Annotated in this window: 20 protein-coding genes; 2 read left to right on the plus strand and 18 right to left on the minus strand. The window is 58.3% G+C overall.

Annotated features, from left to right (window positions below):
- Nucleotides 1–2 precede the first annotated feature (2 nt).
- From MAIT1_RS02050 to MAIT1_RS02095, 11 genes are all read right to left on the minus strand, one after another.
- The gene (locus MAIT1_RS02050; protein WP_158089261.1) at nt 3–398 is read right to left on the minus strand and encodes a type IV pilus modification PilV family protein; all 396 of its coding nucleotides are present in this window, start codon (nt 396–398) and stop codon (nt 3–5) included.
- 11 nt (nt 399–409) lie between these two features.
- Nucleotides 410–901 (minus strand): pilus assembly FimT family protein, encoded by a 492-nt coding sequence (locus MAIT1_RS02055; RefSeq protein WP_085440353.1) that lies wholly within the window; start codon nt 899–901, stop codon nt 410–412.
- Nucleotides 898–1263, minus strand: coding sequence for a hypothetical protein (locus MAIT1_RS02060; RefSeq protein ID WP_085440354.1), 366 nt, complete (start codon nt 1261–1263; stop codon nt 898–900). Before MAIT1_RS02060 ends, MAIT1_RS02055 begins: the two co-directional genes overlap by 4 nt.
- 16 nt (nt 1264–1279) lie before the next feature.
- Nucleotides 1280–2509, minus strand: coding sequence for a type II secretion system F family protein (locus MAIT1_RS02065; protein WP_085440355.1), 1230 nt, complete (start codon nt 2507–2509; stop codon nt 1280–1282).
- A gap of 39 nt (nt 2510–2548) precedes the next feature.
- The gene (locus tag MAIT1_RS02070; RefSeq protein WP_085440356.1) at nt 2549–3814 is read right to left on the minus strand and encodes a hypothetical protein; all 1266 of its coding nucleotides are present in this window, start codon (nt 3812–3814) and stop codon (nt 2549–2551) included.
- Nucleotides 3815–3932: 118 nt separating this feature from the next.
- On the minus strand, nt 3933–8633 hold the full coding sequence (locus MAIT1_RS02075; protein WP_085440357.1) for an FG-GAP repeat domain-containing protein: 4701 nt from the start codon (nt 8631–8633) through the stop codon (nt 3933–3935).
- 668 nt (nt 8634–9301) lie between these two features.
- Nucleotides 9302–9937 (minus strand): peptidase G2 autoproteolytic cleavage domain-containing protein, encoded by a 636-nt coding sequence (locus MAIT1_RS02080; protein ID WP_338038434.1) that lies wholly within the window; start codon nt 9935–9937, stop codon nt 9302–9304.
- Complete coding sequence (locus MAIT1_RS22170) at nt 9934–11007, minus strand: hypothetical protein (RefSeq protein WP_241893397.1); 1074 nt, start codon at nt 11005–11007, stop codon at nt 9934–9936. Before MAIT1_RS22170 ends, MAIT1_RS02080 begins: the two co-directional genes overlap by 4 nt.
- 3 nt (nt 11008–11010) lie before the next feature.
- Complete coding sequence (locus MAIT1_RS02085) at nt 11011–11847, minus strand: hypothetical protein (protein WP_085440359.1); 837 nt, start codon at nt 11845–11847, stop codon at nt 11011–11013.
- A complete protein-coding gene (locus MAIT1_RS02090) occupies nt 11844–13319 on the minus strand; it encodes a hypothetical protein (RefSeq protein ID WP_085440360.1) in 1476 nt (491 codons plus the stop codon). The genes MAIT1_RS02085 and MAIT1_RS02090 overlap by 4 nt, the downstream gene beginning before the upstream one ends.
- A gap of 2 nt (nt 13320–13321) precedes the next feature.
- Nucleotides 13322–17605, minus strand: a complete 4284-nt coding sequence (locus tag MAIT1_RS02095) for a hypothetical protein (RefSeq protein WP_085440361.1) — start codon at nt 17603–17605, stop codon at nt 13322–13324.
- A 65-nt stretch (nt 17606–17670) separates the two neighbouring features.
- Between MAIT1_RS02095 and MAIT1_RS02100 the strand changes: the two genes are divergently transcribed.
- Both MAIT1_RS02100 and MAIT1_RS02105 read left to right on the plus strand, forming a co-directional pair.
- Nucleotides 17671–17886 (plus strand): TA system antitoxin ParD family protein, encoded by a 216-nt coding sequence (locus tag MAIT1_RS02100; protein ID WP_085440362.1) that lies wholly within the window; start codon nt 17671–17673, stop codon nt 17884–17886.
- Nucleotides 17886–18167, plus strand: a complete 282-nt coding sequence (locus tag MAIT1_RS02105) for a type II toxin-antitoxin system RelE/ParE family toxin (RefSeq protein WP_085440363.1) — start codon at nt 17886–17888, stop codon at nt 18165–18167. Before MAIT1_RS02100 ends, MAIT1_RS02105 begins: the two co-directional genes overlap by 1 nt.
- Here MAIT1_RS02105 and MAIT1_RS02110 read toward each other — a convergent pair.
- The 7 genes from MAIT1_RS02110 to MAIT1_RS02140 are packed head-to-tail and all read right to left on the minus strand — an operon-like array spanning nt 18148 to nt 21563.
- On the minus strand, nt 18148–18336 hold the full coding sequence (locus MAIT1_RS02110; protein ID WP_085440364.1) for a DUF7697 family protein: 189 nt from the start codon (nt 18334–18336) through the stop codon (nt 18148–18150). The two genes, MAIT1_RS02105 and MAIT1_RS02110, sit on opposite strands and share 20 nt — an antisense overlap.
- Nucleotides 18337–18392: 56 nt before the next feature.
- The gene (locus MAIT1_RS02115) at nt 18393–18866 is read right to left on the minus strand and encodes a hypothetical protein (RefSeq protein ID WP_085440365.1); all 474 of its coding nucleotides are present in this window, start codon (nt 18864–18866) and stop codon (nt 18393–18395) included.
- The gene (locus MAIT1_RS02120; protein WP_085440366.1) at nt 18863–19810 is read right to left on the minus strand and encodes a phage tail tube protein; all 948 of its coding nucleotides are present in this window, start codon (nt 19808–19810) and stop codon (nt 18863–18865) included. The genes MAIT1_RS02115 and MAIT1_RS02120 overlap by 4 nt, the downstream gene beginning before the upstream one ends.
- A gap of 32 nt (nt 19811–19842) precedes the next feature.
- Nucleotides 19843–20277 (minus strand): hypothetical protein, encoded by a 435-nt coding sequence (locus tag MAIT1_RS02125; protein WP_085440367.1) that lies wholly within the window; start codon nt 20275–20277, stop codon nt 19843–19845.
- Nucleotides 20270–20926, minus strand: a complete 657-nt coding sequence (locus tag MAIT1_RS02130) for a DUF6441 family protein (RefSeq protein WP_198947776.1) — start codon at nt 20924–20926, stop codon at nt 20270–20272. Before MAIT1_RS02130 ends, MAIT1_RS02125 begins: the two co-directional genes overlap by 8 nt.
- Nucleotides 20923–21231, minus strand: coding sequence for a head-tail joining protein (locus MAIT1_RS02135; RefSeq protein ID WP_085440368.1), 309 nt, complete (start codon nt 21229–21231; stop codon nt 20923–20925). Before MAIT1_RS02135 ends, MAIT1_RS02130 begins: the two co-directional genes overlap by 4 nt.
- On the minus strand, nt 21231–21563 hold the full coding sequence (locus MAIT1_RS02140; RefSeq protein WP_085440369.1) for a DUF2190 family protein: 333 nt from the start codon (nt 21561–21563) through the stop codon (nt 21231–21233). The genes MAIT1_RS02135 and MAIT1_RS02140 overlap by 1 nt, the downstream gene beginning before the upstream one ends.
- Between the last annotated feature and the right edge of the window lie 3 nt (nt 21564–21566).

A 21566-nucleotide genomic window follows, 5' to 3' on the forward strand; every position in this document is an offset into this window, starting at 1 on the left:
TTTCAGCTTTCCTTCAAACCCTGACGCTCCAATATCCGTTGAGCTTCCCACGTCTCCAAGCGCACATCCCGGCTCTGCCCACCACGGACAAATGAGACGATTGACACAATATGGAACAGCGCTTTCTGGCGCGAATCCTCAGACACCTCAATACGCCAGTGAAAACGCCCATCATCTCCATCTTCACGGGTTGCCTGGAGCGGGTGATTGGTCACCGCCAGGACCAACCGGCTCTCGGCCAGATCGCGCGCACGGCCATAGTCGCTGGCCAAACCCGTAGACCACGCCGCGTTGGAAAACACGCTCAGAACCGCACTCAATCCGCCAGCGAGCACCGCTAGCGCAACCATCACTTCCAGCAGCGTAAAGCCTGTGCTTATGCCAAACCAAGCACACAACCGACGGCGTCTCATGGCGCCAATTTCAAACGGCCAAGCGGGGCCGACATGACCAATACCAACTCCTCAGCGCCTGGCGCCGCCAGCGTCATTGTTCCGGCATCGGACGAACCGTCCGGCCAAAATCGCAACTGATTGCGCGCCGCGCCCTGCTGCCCTCCAACAGGCTGAAAAACCGCCGTCACGCTCTCCGGTAGAGTGCGGGGCGCAGGCATTCCATCCGCCTGAGCCGCCTCCGGCAAACAGACATCATGCGCATTCGCTTCGGTTACCATCAGCGCCCTCCCGCTTTGGGATAAACGCAGACAAATCAGATGCTCGCTCTTTAGAGCGGCAAACCGCGCCATCTGCGCCATCGTGATGCAGCTTCTGGCCGCGTTCGACAGGCGGCTTGTGGTCAAGCGGTCGGAAAAGCGCGGCGCAACCACCGCCAAGGCAATGCTCATGATCGCCATAACCACCAGCAACTCGATCAGGGAAAAGCCTCTGTCAATTGCACTCATGGCCTGGCGTCAGAGGACGCGCGCCCTTTGCGTCGCTTGAACACAAACCCTTCATCGCGGGTCACGCCCACCAGTTCCCACCCCGCATCGCCCAGCTCCGCCAAGCGCGGCTCTAATTGCTCCAACCGATTACGCTGCATCAGACGATACTCCCACTGCGTATCTGTCACCCGCTGCACGTCGCTGCGTAACAAATCTAATTTTTCCAGCAGAGTCGACATCCCTTCCAGGCTCAACGGCTCCGAAGTAACATTCGGCGCTGGCGGCGCGCTAAAATCGGAGGCAGCCGACTGGGCGTGCGACACCCCCGACGCAACGCTGGCCGCAAGCGTGAAAACCAAGGCGAAAACCGCACGCGCCATCACCGTTTCTCCCCGTTTAGCCACCAATCAGATTCATTTCAAAAATGGGCATCAGCATGGCGACCACCACCATGCCGACAACGCCCCCCATCACCAGGATCATGACGGGCTCCAGGATGGAGGTGAGGGTTTTCACCGTCTCATCCGTCTGGCGCTCGTAGATGGCGGCGACCTTCAGCATCATCGTGCCCACCCGGCCAGACTCCTCGCCCAACGTAATCATCTCCGTCACCAGTTCCGGAAACGCGCCAGTCGCCGCAAACGTCGGTCCGATGCGTCCACCCTCGCGTATGGCGTTGAGCGATCCGGTTATCGCATCTGAGATCACCGCATTGCCCGCCACCCCTTTACCGGCCTCAAAGGTAGTCAGCAACGGCACGCCCGAATCCAACAAGGTGCCCATAATCCGGCACAGTCGCGCCATGGCGACCTTACTAACAAAATCGCCGATTAACGGCGTTTTGAGTTGAATCCGGTCCAGTGTCAGACGTCCATTAGGCGTTTGACCATAGGTATGCACGCCGACATACAGACCCACCAGCGTTCCAACAATCAGCCACCACCCCTGCTGCAGCACATCGCCGATCCCCAGCATGATCAGCGTCGGCGTTGGCAACGCCTGCCCCATGTCTTCAAACATCACCGCAAACTTGGGGATGACGAAAACGAACAGAATCAAGATCGAACCCAACATCGCCAACATCATCAACGCAGGGTAGGTCATCGCGCCCTTGATCTTGGCGGCCAACTCCTCATCGGCTTCGCGCATGTCCGCCAAACGCTCCACCATCTGATCGAGGATTCCACCAGTCTCGCCTGCGCGGACCATATTGACATACAGCGCGTTAAAATAGCCCGGATGTCGAGTCAGCGCCTCCGACAGGGTTGCCCCGGCGCGCACATCTTCATCCACCTGACCGAGGGCATCCGACAACTGCGGAATCTTCTCTTGTTTCTTAATAAATTTCAGCGCCTTGGCCAGAGGAAAACCGGCGTTTAGCAGAGTCGCCATCTGCCGCGTTACCCGCGTTATCTCCTTTGGCTTGACGGCTTTCTTGAAGGCGAACAGCGAACCCTCTGTTGACGCGCCGCCCACGCCCTCCGCTGACTCGTCGCAAGCTTGTACAGAGGTCGGCTTGAGTCCCATCTGACGCAACAATCCGACCGCCTCGCGACGGTCCGATGCGTCCACTTCTCCGCTGCGTTTGACCCCTTTGTCCAACGCAGTATAGGCAAATTTGGCCATGGAGTGATCTCATTGCAGCGCGCGCATACCGCGCGGCATTTACAGGGCCCCGCTTTGAATGCCCAATCGCTGTAGAATCAAGGCTTCCAATTCGCCCCGCACCGTATCATCCACGGCCAAAGCGTCCAAGGCGCGATTGACCTGCTCGATCTGCTCGGGGATGATCGGCGTGTCGGTCATGTGTGCGCGGACGTATTCCTCCAACATGGCGGGACTATAGATCCCCTTGGCTATCTGCGTGTTGACCGACGCCCGGCTGAGTCCGGTCGTCTCGTCCCCCTGCGTGTTGAGATCCGCTTCCGTGGGCTGATAAGCGGGCACGGGCTCCTGGTTCAACGCCACATACTCGCGCACCCCGCCCGGGAACCCTTGCGGCGCCCCCCAAGCGGCGATGAAGTCGGGTTGGGGCTTGTTATCCACCCGCGCCGACGCCAGACCCGCCCCGGCTCCGCCAATGGCGACCATGGGCAACGGCGTGACCTTATCGCTCCAGCCACGCGCGCGGCCTTGCGCATCAAGATTAAGCCCCACGTTCATCAGCAAGGTGCCCGTTCCCTTGGCGCTGGCGCTCCAGGAGAAGATCAAATCGAGTGCATAGTTCAGGTCAACGTTCTCTAGGGTCAGACCAACGCCCTTGAGCTCTACCCCGAGCGTGTTCAAAGCGGCGCCGTTGGCGACGGGAAAAGGTTCGCTCCAGCTTTTCGCCGCGCCCTTCTCATCCAGATCAAAGCCTACGCGGTAGTAGCCGCGCGCCTTGCCGTCCGGCTGCACCACGCCCCAGGCGACGACCAACTCCGGACGGGCGTTGCCGGTGAGTTCCGCCATCGCCGCGCCCAGACCGCGACTCTTGCCGACGACCTGACCCGGCGCCGAAATCGCGTCACTCCAGGCTGCGACCCCATTGGCGTCGGCGTCCATACCCACGCGATAATGGATGCCGCCCTTCTCATCCAGCCAGGCGAAGAGCAGGTCCGGCGCCGCGTTCTGGTCAATTTTGCCCGCAGCCAGACCCACGCCCGCCGTTGCGCCAGGGATATCGCCCAGCGGCTTCCACGCCACCGGGGGATAATCCAGCATCTTGCCGTCTTTGTTGAAACGCTCCGCCTCGCCGCTGCGCTCATTGGCCAGATTGGCTGAAACGCCATAGTAGCCCTTGCCCTGGGCGACCCAGGCATAGGCCAGATCCGGCTTCGGGTTGTCATCCAGTTGTGTGGCGACAGCGCCGAACCCTTCACATGGCGAGCAGCCGAGCGCATTGGCCTGCGCTGAAGGCGGCGTGAGCGACCACAGGGCACATGCGGCCAATGCACACTGTGTACTCTTTCGATTACTGATCATACTCATACTTACAATCCTGTTGAATACCGAGGTGGCAACTAAAGCCTATCACCTTGCCGCTTTATCGGCCCAATATGTGCAGGGACTATTCACACACCTGATTATAAGTTGTCCGCCCCCTTCTTCCGACTACTGCTACCATACGACAGTTTTGCTCATTGCTAGCGATGGTCGTAGTCGCAGGCGTTGTCGAGCCACTGCTTGAACTACTGCTTGAACTACTGCTTGAACTACTGCTTGAACTACTGCTTGAACTACTGCTTGAACTACTGCTTGAACTACTGCTTGAACTACTCGAACCACTTGTCGAGCTCGAACCAGTATTCCCCTGAATGATTTTCAGGAACTCTGAGTTGGCCTGGCCCATTTGGGTGCGCAGCGTGTTGATGTTTTGATTGACCACATCAACTTTGCCAATGATCTGGTCCAGCTTGGACTCCACACGCGCCATCCAGGCCGAGAAGGCGGCGTCGGAAGTGATTCCAGTGGATGTCGTCGCAGCAGCGTCGTTCAGCGTGGTCAATGAGGTCTCCGCCTTGGTTTCATCCAACCCTCTGTAGAGCGTGGAAAGCGCCGTCACGCGGTGAGCCAGTCGCCACACCTGATTCGGTCGTCCATTGATGGCGTTACGCAACGAAATGGCATCGTTGTCATTGCTGGACAACCAGTTCTGGTCCACCACTGTGTTCACGAACACCTGAAAGTTTTTCATGCTGGGCGCGAAAAAGAAGGAGCGCACGGCGTAACTATCCACCTTGCCGTAGCTGTCCTCCGCTGGCGTAACGCCATCGGAGTACAATCCAGACTCTTCCGGATCAACATTCACCGACATCGCGAAGCCGTCGGTGTTGTTGGTTTCCTCATTAGAAGAAATATTAAAATAGCCGCCGCCCATCGCCATCAAATCCCAATAGGACACACCTACCATAGCGGAAAGATTCATAGCCGCGCCCAGCGAGACTCCCATACCATACATATTGCTCGTGCTCTGTCGATACGAGCCGCCACGCGCGTTCCATGCGTACTTGTCCACCATACTGGTCAAGGCAATGCTACTGAAACCTGGAACAGAAGCGAAAGCGTTGTAGCCTGCGTGGTTTAAATAACGCGTGCGGACGCCCGCTTCGTGATCTTTGATGATCCGGCTAAATTCTTCTATATCGGCGCGTTCTGGTGAGGCGTAGCTTTTCAAATCGCCCTGACGGGTATAGTTACCGTTGATCTTGAATGCTATGGCTGTTTTTTCTATCAGCCCATCATCTTTTGGGCCCAGGGATAGGCCGTAGTAGTGCTCGACGCCCTGCTCATCCTCGTTGGTGAGCGCATAGAGGCTGAGCTGAGTGCTCTGTAGCAGAACATAGCCGGTGTTCATCGGGCACCAATAGCCCTCCACCCAAATCGCGTCCGCCGTGCTGACATTGGGTGGGGAGTAGTTGCAGCCCACGCGCTCTTTTCCGGCGCCGCCCGCGGTCCCGTAGATCTTCTTATTGTCTGTGGGCACAGCCGTTGCTGAATAGCCCAACATGGCGTGGCTGCTATCCTGGGTAATCTCTTGTGACTGGTATCTGCTGCGGTGGTAGCTGAAATCGTAGCTCGCTTCAACGGCAAAGGCAAAACGTTCCGGTACGACTTCTGAACTGGGGCCCACGGGGCCCTCAATCTTCGCCATCACGCCCCAGTCCAAATCCTGGCTCCAAGTCGTGTCGGTGCTGGTTGTGTTACTCAAGCTGACGCTACTGGTATCGCTGTAATCATTGCCTGGCTGCATGTTTATCATGGGCACCGGCGGCGCGCCTTCGATATAGCCAATAATCGTCGGGTCAATTGACACCGTTTTCAAGAACTTGCCGCGTAGCTTGCCTTTAGGACGCAGCACCATAGAGCGCACGGGACCGGTTCCATCTCCTTTAGTGAAAAGGAAGATCCGTTCAAAGCTGCCGAACAACTCTTGCTTGACGTCTCCCGGCGTCTCTTCATATCTCACTGTGCGGAAGTTGGGCACCTCAATCACGCTCGGCACGGTCTTGTCGAAGTATTGAATATCATTCCCAGTATTGTAGAGACGACCTTCATAGGCCGACCACATCTTCCAGCGGCTGGATATGGTGCTATTGGTGGGATCATAGGCGTAGCGAAGTTGGCTGTGTTTGCTATGCGATTCGAGATACCCACCGGCAGTGTACATATAGAGCTTGCCATCCACGCTGTTCAGTAGCCGCTTTCTGCTGGCTCTTGGAGTAGCATCAAGACCATAGACAACGTTTTGCCCCTCTGTCGCTTCACTGGATTTTTTGATCTCACTGGTATCGATCCAGCCATCCACATGGAGATTCAGATGGATTGCAACGGGAGTCTTCCCCGTGCTAATCACCAACGACTTGGATGCCTTCAGTTTCTTCTGGCCATCTTCTGTGGTTAAATCGCCCTCAACCTTCTGGTTGGTCACAACCGCGTCGATAAAATCATATTTACCTCTATCGATTTTTCCGTATGTCAGATTACTGGCGTCAATACCCGGCAGGTCACTTGCTGTGATGGTGTGCTCAAGATAGTGGTTGAGCACCAGGTTTTTGACCTTCGTCGCGTCCACGGGATCAATTTCCAGATCAGTGAATCCCTTTGCTTGCGCCGTGGTTTTCGACTCCGAATAGGGAATTTTCAAGTCCTCGGTTGCGAACCAACCATCCTCGCTGCGTAACTGCGACTGAATATGAATCTCAGGCGTGCTATTCTCCACGTAATGGGAGATGAGAACCCACCGTTTCACGCCAGGGAAACCGCTCGGAACCAATAGCACTTTGAATGGGTCAGCTATACCTCCGCTTGAGAATTTCTTGTCGGTCCCTTTCTGGCCAGTGAACTTGACGACCTTGCGGCTCTCCTCCAGAAACGGGTTCCCCTTCTTATCGTACAGAGACCATTCGTCCTTCGTATCGCTCCCCACCTCTGGATTCGTTCTGGAACCGGAGAGCTTGTACCGCATCTCCTGCGGCCTTAACAACAGAACCTCGGATTTATTGTTGGCCTCATCTGTGGCGTTACTGAGTGTAAAACGGTCGGCGTACATGTCCCCATCAGTATTAATGCGGAACAGGTAGATGTAACTATCATCAGATAGCACACTGAGTCGAGTATCTGCGTTTTCCCAGGATACGACCACAGGTTTGTTCTTCGTAACAACATCAGAGTTACCTGACGCGGGCAACTCCTTTTTGGCTTGCCAAGAGCCATTCTTGGGATCACGCGCCGAATAGTAGAACTTTCCATCATGATCTTGGAAAAACGCCAACACCACGCCTAAGTGCGACACCAGCTCCGGTTGAAAATAGGGTTTCCATTTCGACACCTCACTTTCAGCGAACGTGTCGTACCACGTGGAATAGAAAATCCGGGCTGTACCGACATTCTTATCCAAGTGCCCCCAACCATAGGTCTCCTGGCGGAACACGTCGTCACGGCCATCGCCATTGAAATCGGCGGGTAACAGGTGGCATCCATTGTCATGTTGAAAAGTCGTATTGACAGTCCAACTGCTTTGATCGGTGCGCCCCAGCTCAAGATTCACAACGCGAAAATTGAACGTGTTTATATTGGAGCCGCTAGCCGATTCTTGCACGCCTGTGGCAAGATAGAGATGCGCGGTGCCGACATTATCATTATCCCAGGCGCCATACTCCTGGCGGATAAAATCCATGCGACGGTCGCCATTGAAATCACCGGGAATGATTTTATTGCCACTGATATCCAGCTTCGGAGAGGTGTGAACCCCGGAAGCGCTCATTTTATATGCCTTGAATGACGCCACCAAATGGGACCCTGGAATGTTTTTCGACAGATAGACCTGATAGTTGCTGTTGGGGCTGGTCGCGCCGCTACCCTGACGAATGAAATCGTCCCGCCCATCCCCGTCATAATCTCCGACAATGATATTTAACGAATCATTGGTCAGGGCGTTGACCGTTTTGGCGTTGTCCGATTCGCCGGCGACCCACTCAGTGCCTTCCACATAGATAGTGAAGGCGGCGGACCACTTAAAACTCTCTGTTCCCGTCTTTTTGGCATATTCGTTGTAATAGACTTTGACCGACTTGCCGTCAGTGGTTTTGTCCACAACCATCAGGTCGGTATACCCGTCGCCGTCGTAGTCGCCCAGATATGGCGTTTGGTTATCGCTGAACGAAAAGCTGCCGCTCAGGTCCCAATATGTATTGAATTTGCCGTCCCGCGCTCCTGAACTCATCAGCGCATAGGCCTTCCAGACCGTACCGACCTTACGCAGTAAGAACAGATCGTCTTTGCCGTCACGATTGAAATTGGCGCGACTGATCTTCACGGTAGCGGGGTCGCGCAGATTCGTCTGCAGAGCGGATAACCCCGCGCTGCTCATCTTGTGGACATAGAATTTCTTGTGGTTTTGATCCCAATGGGGATTGTGGCGGTAGTAGACCGTTACGGGCGGTTCGCTGGAGTTGTAGGCCAAAGTGCTCTGGCGCACAAAATCATCCAGCCCATCGCCATCGAAGTCCCCCATGATCAACTTCGCGTCATAACTGTTGCCGGGGCCATGGATGCCGCGCAAATCGGTCTCAGGGGTCTGTAGCTTACTACTCATATCTGTGCTGGTGGAGGTGAGCGGCCCCGCAGGGTCATAAATGTAGAAGGTGTTGGCTGCGCCGCTTCGGGTGGTGAAGCTGGTCGCCGCGGCAACCGGCTCAGGAGCGCTCCAATCACTCACCATCGCCAACACGGCTAGAAAAACGTTTAAGAATATAAACTGACGACGCATATTCAACTCCCCGTCAAATTCGTCGTTACGCTCACCTTAAGCGTAACTCGGCATACAAAATCGCCCGCCTGCCGAACTGGACATAGAATGGTCCAGACAGGTGTAGACGGAGCGTTCCTCTACAAATTTCAGCAGAGCGGACGCACCACAGATCCACCCTGTGCGCAGCCAATCAAATTGAGGCGCGCACTGCCTGATCAGGCGGAACCCCTGACTCCCAGTGGGCTCTGCATATCGGGAGCGTTGCACCGCTCATCTGCCTACAGCGCACGCCAACTGATTGACAACACAACGGTAATCCAAAACACACAATTTTAAATATAATTCGCATGCAATTTGCCTTGCAAGAATATTTCACCTTTTAAGTGTATTTTTTCTCATGGGCCTTGGAATGAGCATTTCCAGATAGTTTTGTTTCTGCTGCAATGCCTCAGCTTAGAAATTTAAGATGTCTCTGAAATACCTGTAGAAACAACTACACATCAATTCAATGCTTTGGGATATTCCCTGATCTCAACTCCTACACCTTAGACAGGAGGTCATTTTGAAAGTAAGGTGTTTACAACTGCACAAAACCCAAAATTGAGAGGGGTAACTTTCCAGCGTATTGAGCCGCCATACCGCTCTGTGCCAGATTGAGCACGCCTCCCGTCGCGGGTTATTGGCACTCACCGCACCAGCCACACCTCCACTCCCTCCCCGGCATCTTGGAGTTTCATCCAACGAGGATTGACCGGGACATCTGCGCGCAGATGAATCTGCCCCAGAAAACCGATCACATCCCACTCGGGGCGGTATTGTCGGCCGATGTATGCTCGGCTTGCATCATAGGCAGGATTCTGCACATTGCGCATAAGGGGCTGGCCATCGCTATTGCGCGTGCGCCGCACTGCGTAGAGCCGCTCGCTCATATTGACGGCTTTGCCGGTCTCCGGGTCGGTTGTCGTGGGCTTGGGATCATCCTGATCAATGATCAGATCCGGGATGAATACACTCTCGGGGATGCGGTCTTCATGGTAGAAGACACGTTCTCCATTCTCGTCCTGCCAGGACAGTTGGACGCAGGGCTCTGTCAGAATGCGCCCGTATGCATCACGCAGGTCCTTTTCGGCCCATTCATCCTCAAAGGTATTGCCCACCAATATGGCTGTGCCGGACATGACGCCAAAGATCTCGTTTGGGTCGTCATCAAGGGTGGCGATGCGGACTTTTCCATTGGGCTGACCATCGACGTCCTTGGCGCGCACCACGGGCAGACCGACCCGGTCCTCATTGTCAGGATTGCCATCCTCCCACTCCATCAACTCACCAAAGTCAGCGGTATTGGCGTTGATGGAGCCCTTGGCGTAGACGTTGCCGCCAGATTCAATGCGAAACAGGTTGCCGTTGTTGTCGTCTTTGACGCCAAATGCGCGGCACCCGCCGTTGGGACGTCCGGTTTCGATCTGCACCAGGGCGTGTCCGTTCTGCTCTCCGTAGGTGCCGTGGGAGCCGGAGTGGAATCGAAAAGCCTCGCTGCTTCCACCATTGGCAGCGTGAAAATCCCAGTTGGAGCCGGTCCTTGATCGAAGATCTCGATGCGCGAACCGTCATAGAGGGAGCAGAGATAGATCTTGTGCCAGGTGTTCGAACCCCAGCGGGTCTTGCGCACGAAGAAGCCGCGCCCTGCGCCAAACCAGTTGCTCCAGGGTTGATCCGGAGGTGGATCGCCAATCCACAGGGTGGGCGCGTGGGAGGGATCTTCCGTACTGCCGCCATTTCCGAAGTTGGCGCTGCCCATGGCGCCCATGAGGAGATAGCCAGGGATTGATGTTTGCCCCGTGTTGAGGTCAATCTTGAAAACCTCACTGGTCCCATCGGGCTTGTAGATGATGGCTTTGTTGGTCGCAGAGGAGATGCGCCACAGCGGCGTTTGAATCCCGGCCTGAAACTCTTGCAGCCCGGTGGAGGGCTCGGAGCCATCGGCTTTGAGAAACCCCATCTCCGGCAACTGTCGCTCATCGGTGATGATGCCATAGAGGATTTGCTGCAAGTCAGACGGTATCACCGCATCGCTGACGGTGACGGTGGTCAGTCCGCTACCGCCATCAAAACTGGCGCTGACCACATGACTCCAGACATTGGCGCCCAAGGAGACCGCATTGATGGCCCGCCCTGCGATGTAGGTGGCGGTGACATCTCCCACCACGGTGAACTGGGTGGAGGAAACGTACGCAACGACAGAGGTTTCGGCGTAGATGGCGCCGATCACGGCATCGATATTGGCTTTGTGACTGCCATCGGCGTTATGGCCAACCAGCATTGCGCGGAATCCGCCCTCGATCTCATCGGCGTAGGCATCATCGGTGATGTTGCTGGGAATCTGATTGCTCATGGCTCAGCCCTCGGTGAAGGTCAATTTGGCGCGGGCGCGCTGAGGATGAATGATGGCGATCTGTGGGGAGTCGCTGATGCGGCCCAGAATGTTGTGGTCGATCTCCTCTCCAGTGTTCGCCCCGGGAAAGAGAGAGACCAGCATCTGCTTGCGCTTGCCCTGATTGGTCAGCATCTCCACCAAGCGGCGCGCATCGGCGTCTCGCGTCATCCAGCGGAGTTCCATGGAGAGTTTGCGAGTAGGCGCGCCTCTGGAGACTGCCGCCAGAGTGCCGCCCGCAGTGGCAGTGAGCTCGGTAGGGTCATTGACCTGAAGAGTAGCGCTGAAGGCGGGGCCACGGCTTGGCTGCCAGTGCAAACCTGCCAGCAGTCGATAAGCCTCCAGATAGCCCTCCGGGTTGGCGGTATCGGAGAGCGTGATGCGCAGGGACTGGATGGCGAAGCTCTCCTCCAGCCATAGCACCGAGAATGCGGAACCCCGATCAGAGAAGATGGTCGCGCGCCATGTATCGACGCGCCAAGTGAGCGCGCGAAACCCCTTCACCACCGTCATGGGGATCACGCTGGAGTCGTAGACGCTGTTGGTCCAAGCATCATCGGAGAACAGCTCCACCCGCCAGCGCGCATTGGATTTGCGCATATTGTGGCCAAACAGACCGATGCAGGAGATGCGCTGCGGCGCGCCCCACGTTGCGGACACCACATGCTCTGCGGCATTCACGGTGCGCATCATGCGCTGACGGCGCAGATCCTGGAGATGGGTGACCGGTTGCTCCGCCAATGGCGTTGGCGCACAGGTCAGCGTGGCCTGGTCGGCGAGGTTTTCGGGTACAATTCTCATGACGTGACCAGCGTAATGTCGATGCGGTTATCAGAGGGCGTTTCGCGCAGCGCGGTGACGATGCCGCTACGTCCACTCTCCCAGCCGGGAATGTGGATATGAGTTATGCGCACGATGCCGCCCAGATCGGCGACCAATGCCCCAGCCTGGGTGCGAAATGTCCACTTGTTGCGCGCGGATTGGTTCTGCGTCAGACGGCGAGACGCTTCGGTTGACGCATCCGCCTCGTCGGCCAACAATGTGGGCGCTTGGTCAGGGTCAGAGGCCAACGGCCATTGAGTCTGAATGGCGGTATCTGACGCCGACGTCGTTTGGTATTCGGTTGAGAAAGCTGAACGCTGCTCAGCAGACACCGCCCCCGCCAAGCCATCGGCATTCTGCACGCTCCAATGCCGGTGGTAGCCAAGCCGAACGCGCCATGGCGGCGCGTCAAGTGGCTCATGCCGGGGAATCTCCGCATGCAGGTCGTCCGGGCCCAGGTCTAAGACTGGATCGCCCGGCGCCGACAAATCTGGCATCCGACCCACGGTGAATTTGCCCAAGCGCGTAAAGCCCCACCACGCGCCGATGCTGGCGGAGACCTCGTTGATGGCTTCCACCAAATTGCGGCGCTGCCGGATGTAGAGCCCCAGGGGCTGCGGGCATTGGGTATTGAGAGCCGTGAACGCATCGGCGTCCAAGTCACCAGAGGTGAGCGCGTCGCGCGTCACCAACGCCTGAATGATGTCGGCAGCGGTCTGCGTAGCGGAGCTAGCGTCACAGGTGATCTGCCCGGCTAGTTCAGAGACCAGCGTGACCGTCCCATTGGCCAAATCGACGCTGTAATCCGTACCCGTCGTCAGCAAAACGCCGTTGTCGCGCACCGCATCCACCGACTGCATCGCGCCATCGTGGAGTTGATAAACGCGCGTAGCGGCATCGATGAGCACCGGGCTGGCGTTGTAAACCCTGCCGTAAAGGAGAGGTTTTGGATTGTCCGTTTCTGGGCCACTGGTGAGTAGATTGGACTGTACGGGGCGATCCAGCGTTGCCCCGTGGTCATGGACCTCCAAACGCAGCGCCGCACCCGCGTAACTTAGTCGCCCGCCCACGCCAGTGAGCACAGTGCGGAAATCGGCAAGCGGCCACGCTGGGTCGCCCAACCGTAGCGATACCGGATGCCCAGTAAAGATGGCCTCGGTGAGCCAGACGTCCATCAGCCCCTCAGGGTTGGCGAACACGATGTCACCCCAGGCGCGAGATGCCTGACCGGAGAGGCCGTTCAATTGGCGGCTGATGGTGACTGGCTCAATGATAAGCCCGTCATAGGTACTGTGCGCAGGCGAGTCGCTGGCATGGCTGATGTAGCCCATGCGCGACAGGCGCAGGGTATCGATAGTCCCGTTGCGATAAGCCTGGGCTTCGAGCAATAGCTCCCGCGCCGCAGCCGGATTCGCCAGCCACGCTTGATAGTCGGAATCTGAGATGGTCATGGCTATGAAAGCTGTGACGCGCGCAGTTGGGCGAGAGATGCGGTTGTGGCGGATGCCGCCTGCTCTTTACCGGCAGCGATGAGCTGCTGGGTTTGGCGTTCCACCGTTTGAGTGAGAAACGCCACATCCGCGCGCAACTCGGAGACTTCGTTGCGGAGGGCGTCGGCTTCGGCGGCAGGGTTGGTTTGATTGCTTGGAAGCAGCCCCGACAGATCCTGCCGCACCGAGTCAAAGATACTCTTGTAACCCGCACCGCTGGCGTATTGATCACGGGCCTCGGTGAGGTAGCCCTGCGCCAAGCTGGGGAGTTGGCTGATGGCGTCAATGTCGCGATTGTAGGCGCGCTGCACCACGCCATTGTATGCGGTCCGGGCCAGATCCAATTGCTCGGCTTGCGTCAGGGTAGAGAGATTCCCCGTTTCCAGCCCCAACAGCGTGTTGTTGATTCCCTGTAGGGCGCTCTGCATTCTCACGCTCACGCCATTGGCGGTTGCCACAGCCTGCTCGGCGTACTGCTCCTCAATGGCCTGCTTTTTGGTCAGGTAGAGTTCCGTCAGCTCCAGGGTCTGTTGTTGGTGCTGTTCAGCAAGAGATTGCTGCTCCGCATACCACTGCTCCAACTCCTCCATCGCCAAGGCCCTGGGATCGGTCATCCCCAACAGCTCACGCCGGATCGACTCCGACCACTGCAACGCCTGCCGCTGCTGAGCGTCCAGGAAATCAAGTAGATCTTCATCCAACACGGGAGCGATCTGCGCATACTCCTCCCGAATGGCCTGTTGTCTGGCGCGATAGAGCGCCGTCAGGTCCCCGGTCTGTTGTTGATACTGCTCCGCCTGGGCCAACTGCTCGACATACCAGTCGTCCAACTCCTCAAACGCCAGCGCCATGGGGTCCATCACCCCAAGTAGCTCCCGGCGGATTCCTTCCGCCCACTGCAACGCCGCGCGCTCTGCTGCGGTGACATCCTCCGAGGCCACTTCCGGGATGATGCGATACTGCTCTCGGAGCGCCTCCAGTTGCGCAGTGTGCAGATCCGCCAACGCCTGCGCGCCCATTCCCACCGCCTCAGCCGCTTTAATCTGTCCGGCCTGCTGCTCCTGAAGCTGTTTGAGCGCGAAGCCATAAGGATCGGTCAGTTGTAGCAGTTTGTCCTCGATCTCGCCCCGCCACTGGCTGCGCATCTGCTCCTTTGCATGCGCTTCCGCGGCGTCTACTTCCTCTAGGGCGATATTGTAGAGACCGGCGTTGGCCGCCATCTGGTCAAACTGAGTGGAGAGCGCCTGCACCGCCGCTTCGGCTTGGGTCATTGCATCGGTGGGCTCCGCCCATACGCCCTCTAAAACCGCGAGCATCTGATCTCGTCCGGCGGACCACTCGGTGAGAATGCGCTCCATCTCCGTGTAGTCGCTGGCGTTGTTCAGGGCGTGCTTGAGCGCGGGGGCCGCGCCTTGAATTGTTCCGTTGGCCAGATTGCCGCCGAACAGCCCCAACATCGCCTGGCCAAAGTTCTCCGCCGTCCAACCGAAACCGGTGGCGCTGTCGGAGTAACCCTTCTCAGCGTGCCATCCCACATGTCCCAGTTCGTGAACCGTGTAATCTTCGCCCAGGGTAAACCCGCCCTGGGTGATCAATCCCCGCAGCCCCTCACTCATGGCGATGACGGCATCTACCGGCGTATCGGCATTACGGGTGCTGGTCAGGTTACCGATGTTGACATGGTTGCTCCCAGCCCAAGGATGCTCCATGCCATTGAAGAATACTGTAATGGCAGGCGGTGAGGGTTCGTCATCGCCAAACAGGTCGCCGATGAAGCTCCCGGCGAGCGTCCCCAGCACCATTCCCACGGGACCGCCAGCCATCCCCAGGATGGTCCCCATGGAGGAGCCGATGCCGTATCCCGCAGCGGAGCCCAATGCGCCGCCGATGCCCGCCTCCTGGGAGCCAAAGGCGAGACTGCCCACGCCATAGCCCAACCCCGCCGCGCCGAGAAGGCCCATGGCGGTGGCTCCGCCCAGAGCTCCAGGGTTGACGACAGGAGCCAATGCCTGTGAACCTGCGGGCAATCCGCTGACGCCCCCATACCATGCCGCAGCATCTGCCCCGGTAACCAGTCCAATGCCGGGGACGTTGTATACCGCCGTCACATTGGCCAGACCAAGATTGGAGGCCCCAAAGGCGTTAATTGCTCCGCCAATACCGCTGGTCTGCAAACCAAAGCTGCCGCCAAAGGCGGAGAACAGGTCGCTGCCGGTGGAGGCGATATTGAACAAACCGCCCACACCGCCGCTACCACTCATCCCCGTGATGCTGGGAGCAGACAATCCCATGGATTGCGCCACGCCGCCCAGCCCGACCGACCCCATCACTGAACCGATGACTGGTCGAATCACCATGGCCGCCGCAATCTCCGCCGCGGCGCGAATGAAGATGCGCTTCATCGCATCCGCCACATCGTCGGCGCTGCGCAGGCTGCCATCAAACGCTGACTCAAAGGCGTCGGTCAAAACGTTCTGAATGCCCTCTGCGGCGCGCTCAAACGGGGCGTTAAGGCTCTTCTCGTAGGCTTCCAGAGCCTTCTTGTGTTCGTCTGCCGCCTTCTTGGCGGCCTTGGCGGCTTTCTCCTCAGCCTCAGTCATCTCCTCAGTAGTGCGCGTCGCCTGCTCCTTGGCGCGGATGAGCCGCTCCAATTCGCGCGCCTGCTCTGAGCCGAGTTGAATGCCGGTTTCCGAGAGTGTGTTGCTCAGCTCTTTCTGGATTGCCGCTTCGCGCTCTGCTTCGGCGAGTCGGCGCGTCAACTCTTCCAACGGGATCTTGCCGTCGATGACCTGCTGATGAAGGGCAATCTCATTCTTGAGTTCAGCCAGATACTCGCGCTCAACACCCACCAGCTTTGCGCGCTCCAGTCGATAACGCTCATATTCATCCTCCATTGCCTGGTCGATGCGCGCCCTTTCTGCATCGGTGAGCGCCTTGTCGCGCAGATCACGCAGTTTAAGCAGCGCCTGGGTATGACTCTCTTCCAGCAACTGCCGCTTGGAGAGGCCGGCGGAGCGCAATTTCTCCAGATCATCCTGTAGCGCGCTCTCAATGCGCGCCAACTCCCGCGCCGCTTGTTTGGCCACATCAGGATCGGGACCGATGGGCACATTGGCGATGTCGTTGGCGATCTCCTCATTCTTCGCCTTCATCATCGCCAATTTGGCCGACCATTGGGCCAGAATACGTTCCTTCTCCGCCAACTGCGCGCGCAAGCCGTCCAGCGCCCCCTCGCTCATGCGGTCCGGCGCATGGGGAAACATGTCACGATAGGTCTCGTTGCTCTGGATGACCTTTTGGAGCGACTCCACCTCCTCTCGGTACTCCCGCACCGTAGCCGCCACCGCGCGCATACTGAGATTCTCGAAATTGGTGTCGCCGGTGACGATGGCTTTGAATTTCTCATACGCAACCCCGGCATCGCTGGCCAGGTCTGACAGCCAGGTGGAGGCGTCCGAAATTGCCGGAGCCAGATTCAGCAGGGCGCGCGAGAGATTGGCGTCGAGAACCTTGGCTAGAGTGTCCAGCTCATTGCGTGCATCTTCGGCGTTACGGATTAGTTCCTCTTCCAGCACGATGCCCAGATCCCGCGCGCGCTGCATGGTCTCGCGCATCGCCTCAGAGCCGTTCTGCAACATCTGCAACAGCTTGACGCCCTCGGAGTCGAACAGCTTAAACGCCAAACGCACCCGGTCGGACTGGTTCTCGACACCTTTGAGCGCATCGGCGGCGTCGAGGAGAAGGTCTTCCGTATCACGGACATTGCCGCCAGCATCCCGGACCGAGATGCCTAACTCACGGAGCGCGGCTTTGGCTTCCCCGGTTCCCTGGGCGGCCTCAGCGGCGCGACGGCCAAAGCGCTGCAATGCCATTTCCAGAGTCTGCTGGGAGACGCCCGCCGAGTCGGCGGCATAGCGCAAAGCCTGGAGCGACTCCACGCCCACGCCAATCCGGTCTGCGGTTTTGCCGATGGCGTCTGCGGCGGTAATGGCGCGATTGGCCAGGGCGGTGATGCCACCGGCGGCGGTGAGTCCGGCGATAATGCCGGTGAGCCGGGCGATGTTGGTATGCAGGGAGGTGGCGCGGCTGGTGAGGGACTCCAAGCCACGGGAGGCGTCATTGCTGGCGGTGCGGATGCGCTTGAAAGAGCTCTCGCCGCTGACTCCGATATCGGCCAGTTCGGCTTTGACCTTGCCGCCCTGCTCAACGGACAGGCGGATGCTGTAGCTGTGCTGGGTGCGGGTCATGGCAAATATTGCTTCTTTATGGTCCGTTTTGGCGTAAAATGGAGCATTAGAGAGGAGGGCTCCACATGTCCATCAACGTGAAAATTTCAGATGAGCTTGGCGCGGAAGCCAAACGCTATGGCCGTATCTATCAACGATCTTTGCCCAAGCAGATCGAATACTGGTCGCGCATCGGCAAGATCGCAGAAGAGAATCCTGATCTGCCGTTCAGCATGATCAAAGAGATCCTGTTGGCGCGGGAAGAGGGTGAGCACGAAATGGAAGAGTACACCTTCGGCTGATGCGCATCCTTCAATCACGCCCGTTCAAGAATGCGGTCAAGCGCCTCCACGCCAACCAAAAGAAGGCGCTTGATGTGGCTGTGCGCGCCATTGTGAAAGATCCAGACATTGGCGAACCCAAGGTCGGTGATCTATCCGGCGTGCGCGTCTACAAATTCAAGATGGTTGGCCAACTGATGCTACTGGCTTATGAGCATGACGATGAAAGCGTAACGCTGTTTCTCCTGGCCCTTGGCAGCCATGAGAACTTCTACCGGGATCTCAAGCAGAGCCGCGACTGATCGCCTCGCGCAAACCCATCTCCGCCCACGGCAGCAACTCAGCCGCCGCAGCCCTTTCCATCCCCATGGCATTCGCCATCTGCAACGCCACGCTCATGTCGAGCCCAAGCACCTGTCCCGATGGCGCGACTCGGAGTTGGCTCTGACACGCAAGAACGACATCAAACACCTGCTGCTCCTCGATAGTTTGCGGCGCGTGCTCTCGGCTGGGACAGAGCTCACCGTTCAATCCGGACTGCCCTCGGGCGCAGGGCTCGCCGCGATCAGCACACTCTCGGCAGTACTCTGGCCCTCCGCCGGGCTGGAAATGCCATTGGCAGAGGGCGCGGATCCGTTTTTTGCGGCGTTGAGCATCACCTGGTGGAAGGTAAAAAGCTGATAGAACCGTTCACCCATGGGATAGCGATCCATCAGCGCCACGACGTTCTGGCGATTGAGCGGCGCTTCACCGCCATTGTCATCGCCGACGCCGCTCCACGCGGTAATGTGGTTGACCGCCAGTTCCTGGATCAGATAGGCGTGGAACAGCCCCTCGCGCTGCTCTCCTTCCTCGGCTTCGGGATACTCCCGCTCTAAGCGACGGCGCGTGGCAGTCTGACACAAAGACATGGCGGCTGTGGTGAGGGGCTTGACCGTCACCGTCACGCCGTAGGGCAGGTCCAGATCAAACGGCTCTTTGGGTTGGCTCAGAGAAATCACAGGTACACACTCTCATCTTCGTCGTTGGTGAGGGTCACGGTGAGCATGCGCCCCGCTGTGGCGTTCTTGGCTCCCTGGAAGTCAAAGCTCGCCTGTACCCCACCAGGGCCATCCACGGTGAGCTTGGGCTTGGGCAAATAGACCTCGTGGCAGTCGAACACCACGCTGTTGTCCGCGTCGATGATGTAGGCGAATTGCAGATCCACCGGCGTACCGTTTGATGCCAGATCAACAAGCGTGGTGTCAGCAAAGCGCACATCGATCTTGCCGGTGAGGGCAGCGATGGTGGGGTCGGCGCCATCGATGAGGCCGTCATTGCGGATGGTTTCGATCTTCTCCAGATTGTTGGAGTAAGTCAGCGAACCTGCTGTCAGATTGGCGATGAGCGTGCCGCTGCGCTTGATGCTGCCCTGGAACTGGCTGATGCGGTTGAAGGTGAGTGTGGTGGGCGTGCCGCCCTGGGTCGTTCCGTTGCGGGTTTCCCCCTGGGCGATGACGCCGATGGTGGCGGCCGCCGGGCCGGAGCGTTGGAACTCCAAGGCCATGGAGTTGGCCTTCACACCCTGATGCATGAAGAAGGCGGGAACCTGGGAGAGCCCCACCTCGGCGCTGTAGCTGGGGATGCTTGCCTTGCCCGAGTGGAACTCATGGACATAGGGTCCGGTTCCGGTGGTGGTGGGATCACCCAGCAGCGCCGTCAGCCAGAGGCCCAGATAGCGCACGTCCATGGGGATGACAATGTCGCCTTCGTCATTGATGACATCCTGCAGCGGAGCCAGGGGATCACGCCCTTGTCCCAGGACAGGGTCGGCAATGAGCCCCTGTTCACTACTCAAAGAGCAGCGATTGAAGGGCATCTGCATGTAGTTGCCCGTAGGGATGGAGCCGTAGCTGCCCTCCCGTTTGAGCAATAGGGTAGCGTTTGAACCGTAAGCGCGGCTCATGTGGGTTTCCTCTCAATTGTCAGAATGAAAGTTCAGGAGATCGGTGATGCGGTCTCGTAATCGAGGGTCAGTTCAATCACCCCGCCCAAGAGGGGCGCTGCGCCCTCTTCGTGTTCCAACTGAATGGCCGGTCGGCCATAGGTCATGCCGTAGATCAGCCCACCCAACGTGGAATCGGCGTCCAATTCGCCAGCAACAGCCAACAGCAGATCATCAAAGAGGCTCTGACGCTGATCGGCGTCACCGTGCTGGATGATGATTTCGATCTCCACACTATGCTGGTAGTAGCAGCCGCCAACGCCGCCCAGAGACTGCTCAGGTTCACCAGGATCTCCATCTCGAAGAATGATTACGCCATCTGGAGGAATACGCGTGGGCAATGCGGCGTTGCGCAGAACGGTGGGGCCGGAGATGGCTTGCAGGAGAGCTGTCAGAGCCTGAAGGATCTGCTCGGCTTTGCTACCCACGGCTACGCCCCATGTGGCTGTCGATCACTCTGGGCAACTTGCCCGCCCATCGCTGAGCGGCCCGTTTCACATTTAGCCGCTTGCGCAGCCGTACCTGAGGCACCATCACGAACATCACCACGCTGGTGATACCGGACTTCAACCGGCCCGACTTGGTATAGATGCCACCCTTGGCCTGACGTCCCACACGACCCGTTTTAGTGCTGATGCGCACCCCATCCACCACCAGCAGCGATGAGCGGCCCGGGCGATGGACAAAACGCAATTTCCCAAAACGATGCTCAGGGAAGTTGCCGGGATGTAGTCGCTTGCCATCCACGCCCCGCTTTGGCGCTTGTGGCGTGGGTATAGACAACCACCGGCTATTGCGCCCTCGGATCACCACGCCTCGGTTAAAGGCCTGGACGATGTGCGGCGCTTTGGACCAGACCAGCGAAGCGGCATTGAGCCCCTGGTTGGGATATGCGCGATCCCGCCAAGTTCTGGCCAACCGTGAGCCAAGACCGGATGAGACTATATCCTGTCGCAGATCCTGCTTGAGCCCTCTGCCTGTTTCTCGGGTACCGGAGACCACCGCCCGATTCAGCTTCCGCAGATCCTGCTCCATGTCCTGCCGGATGGAGCCGAGAATGGTCGTGGCCAGCCTCATGTGATGAATGCCTCCACCACCCACACGAGTCGCTCGGCGTCTCGGCTCGGCGTTCCTTGAACGGTATAGTCGATGCCGTTCAGGGTGATAACATCGCCCGCTTGTGGGTCAGCAATGTCGCTGGCGCGAATCTCAAATAGCGAGATCTCCGCCGCAATGCGGGTCTCCCCAAAGCCCACTACCTCATCCGGCCGCTTGGCCAGCACCGTGATGGCTGTCGCAGTACCACCTGAAACTGGGGTGTAGGTGGCGGGAACGCCGAAGTTCTGGAAAACGGCGTCCACCGCCAGATCAAACACGTTCATCAGACAGCAACGCCGTTGAGGCGCACAATGGCCGTAGCGTCCCCGCTGGCTGCCGCCTGAGTCACCGCGCCAATCAGGGAGTTGGAAGTCGCCGTGGTGGTGACGTTCTTGGCGGTATTGTCCCAGTAGACCTTTGCCCCCTGGGTGATGGCCCCTGTGGCCTTGGGGAGCTCCACCACTCCGGTGAGCCGCACCTCCACCGCTTCGCTTTCAGCGGCGTCATAAGCGCAAATGCCGAACAGTCCTCCGACCAGCACGCCATCGCCACTGGAGACGCCCCCGGTGGGGGCAGTCAGGGTGACCAGGTCACCCGGCTGAATGAAGTTCTTCATAGT

Source organism: Magnetofaba australis IT-1 (genome assembly GCF_002109495.1).
GTDB lineage: Bacteria > Pseudomonadota > Magnetococcia > Magnetococcales > Magnetococcaceae > Magnetofaba > Magnetofaba australis.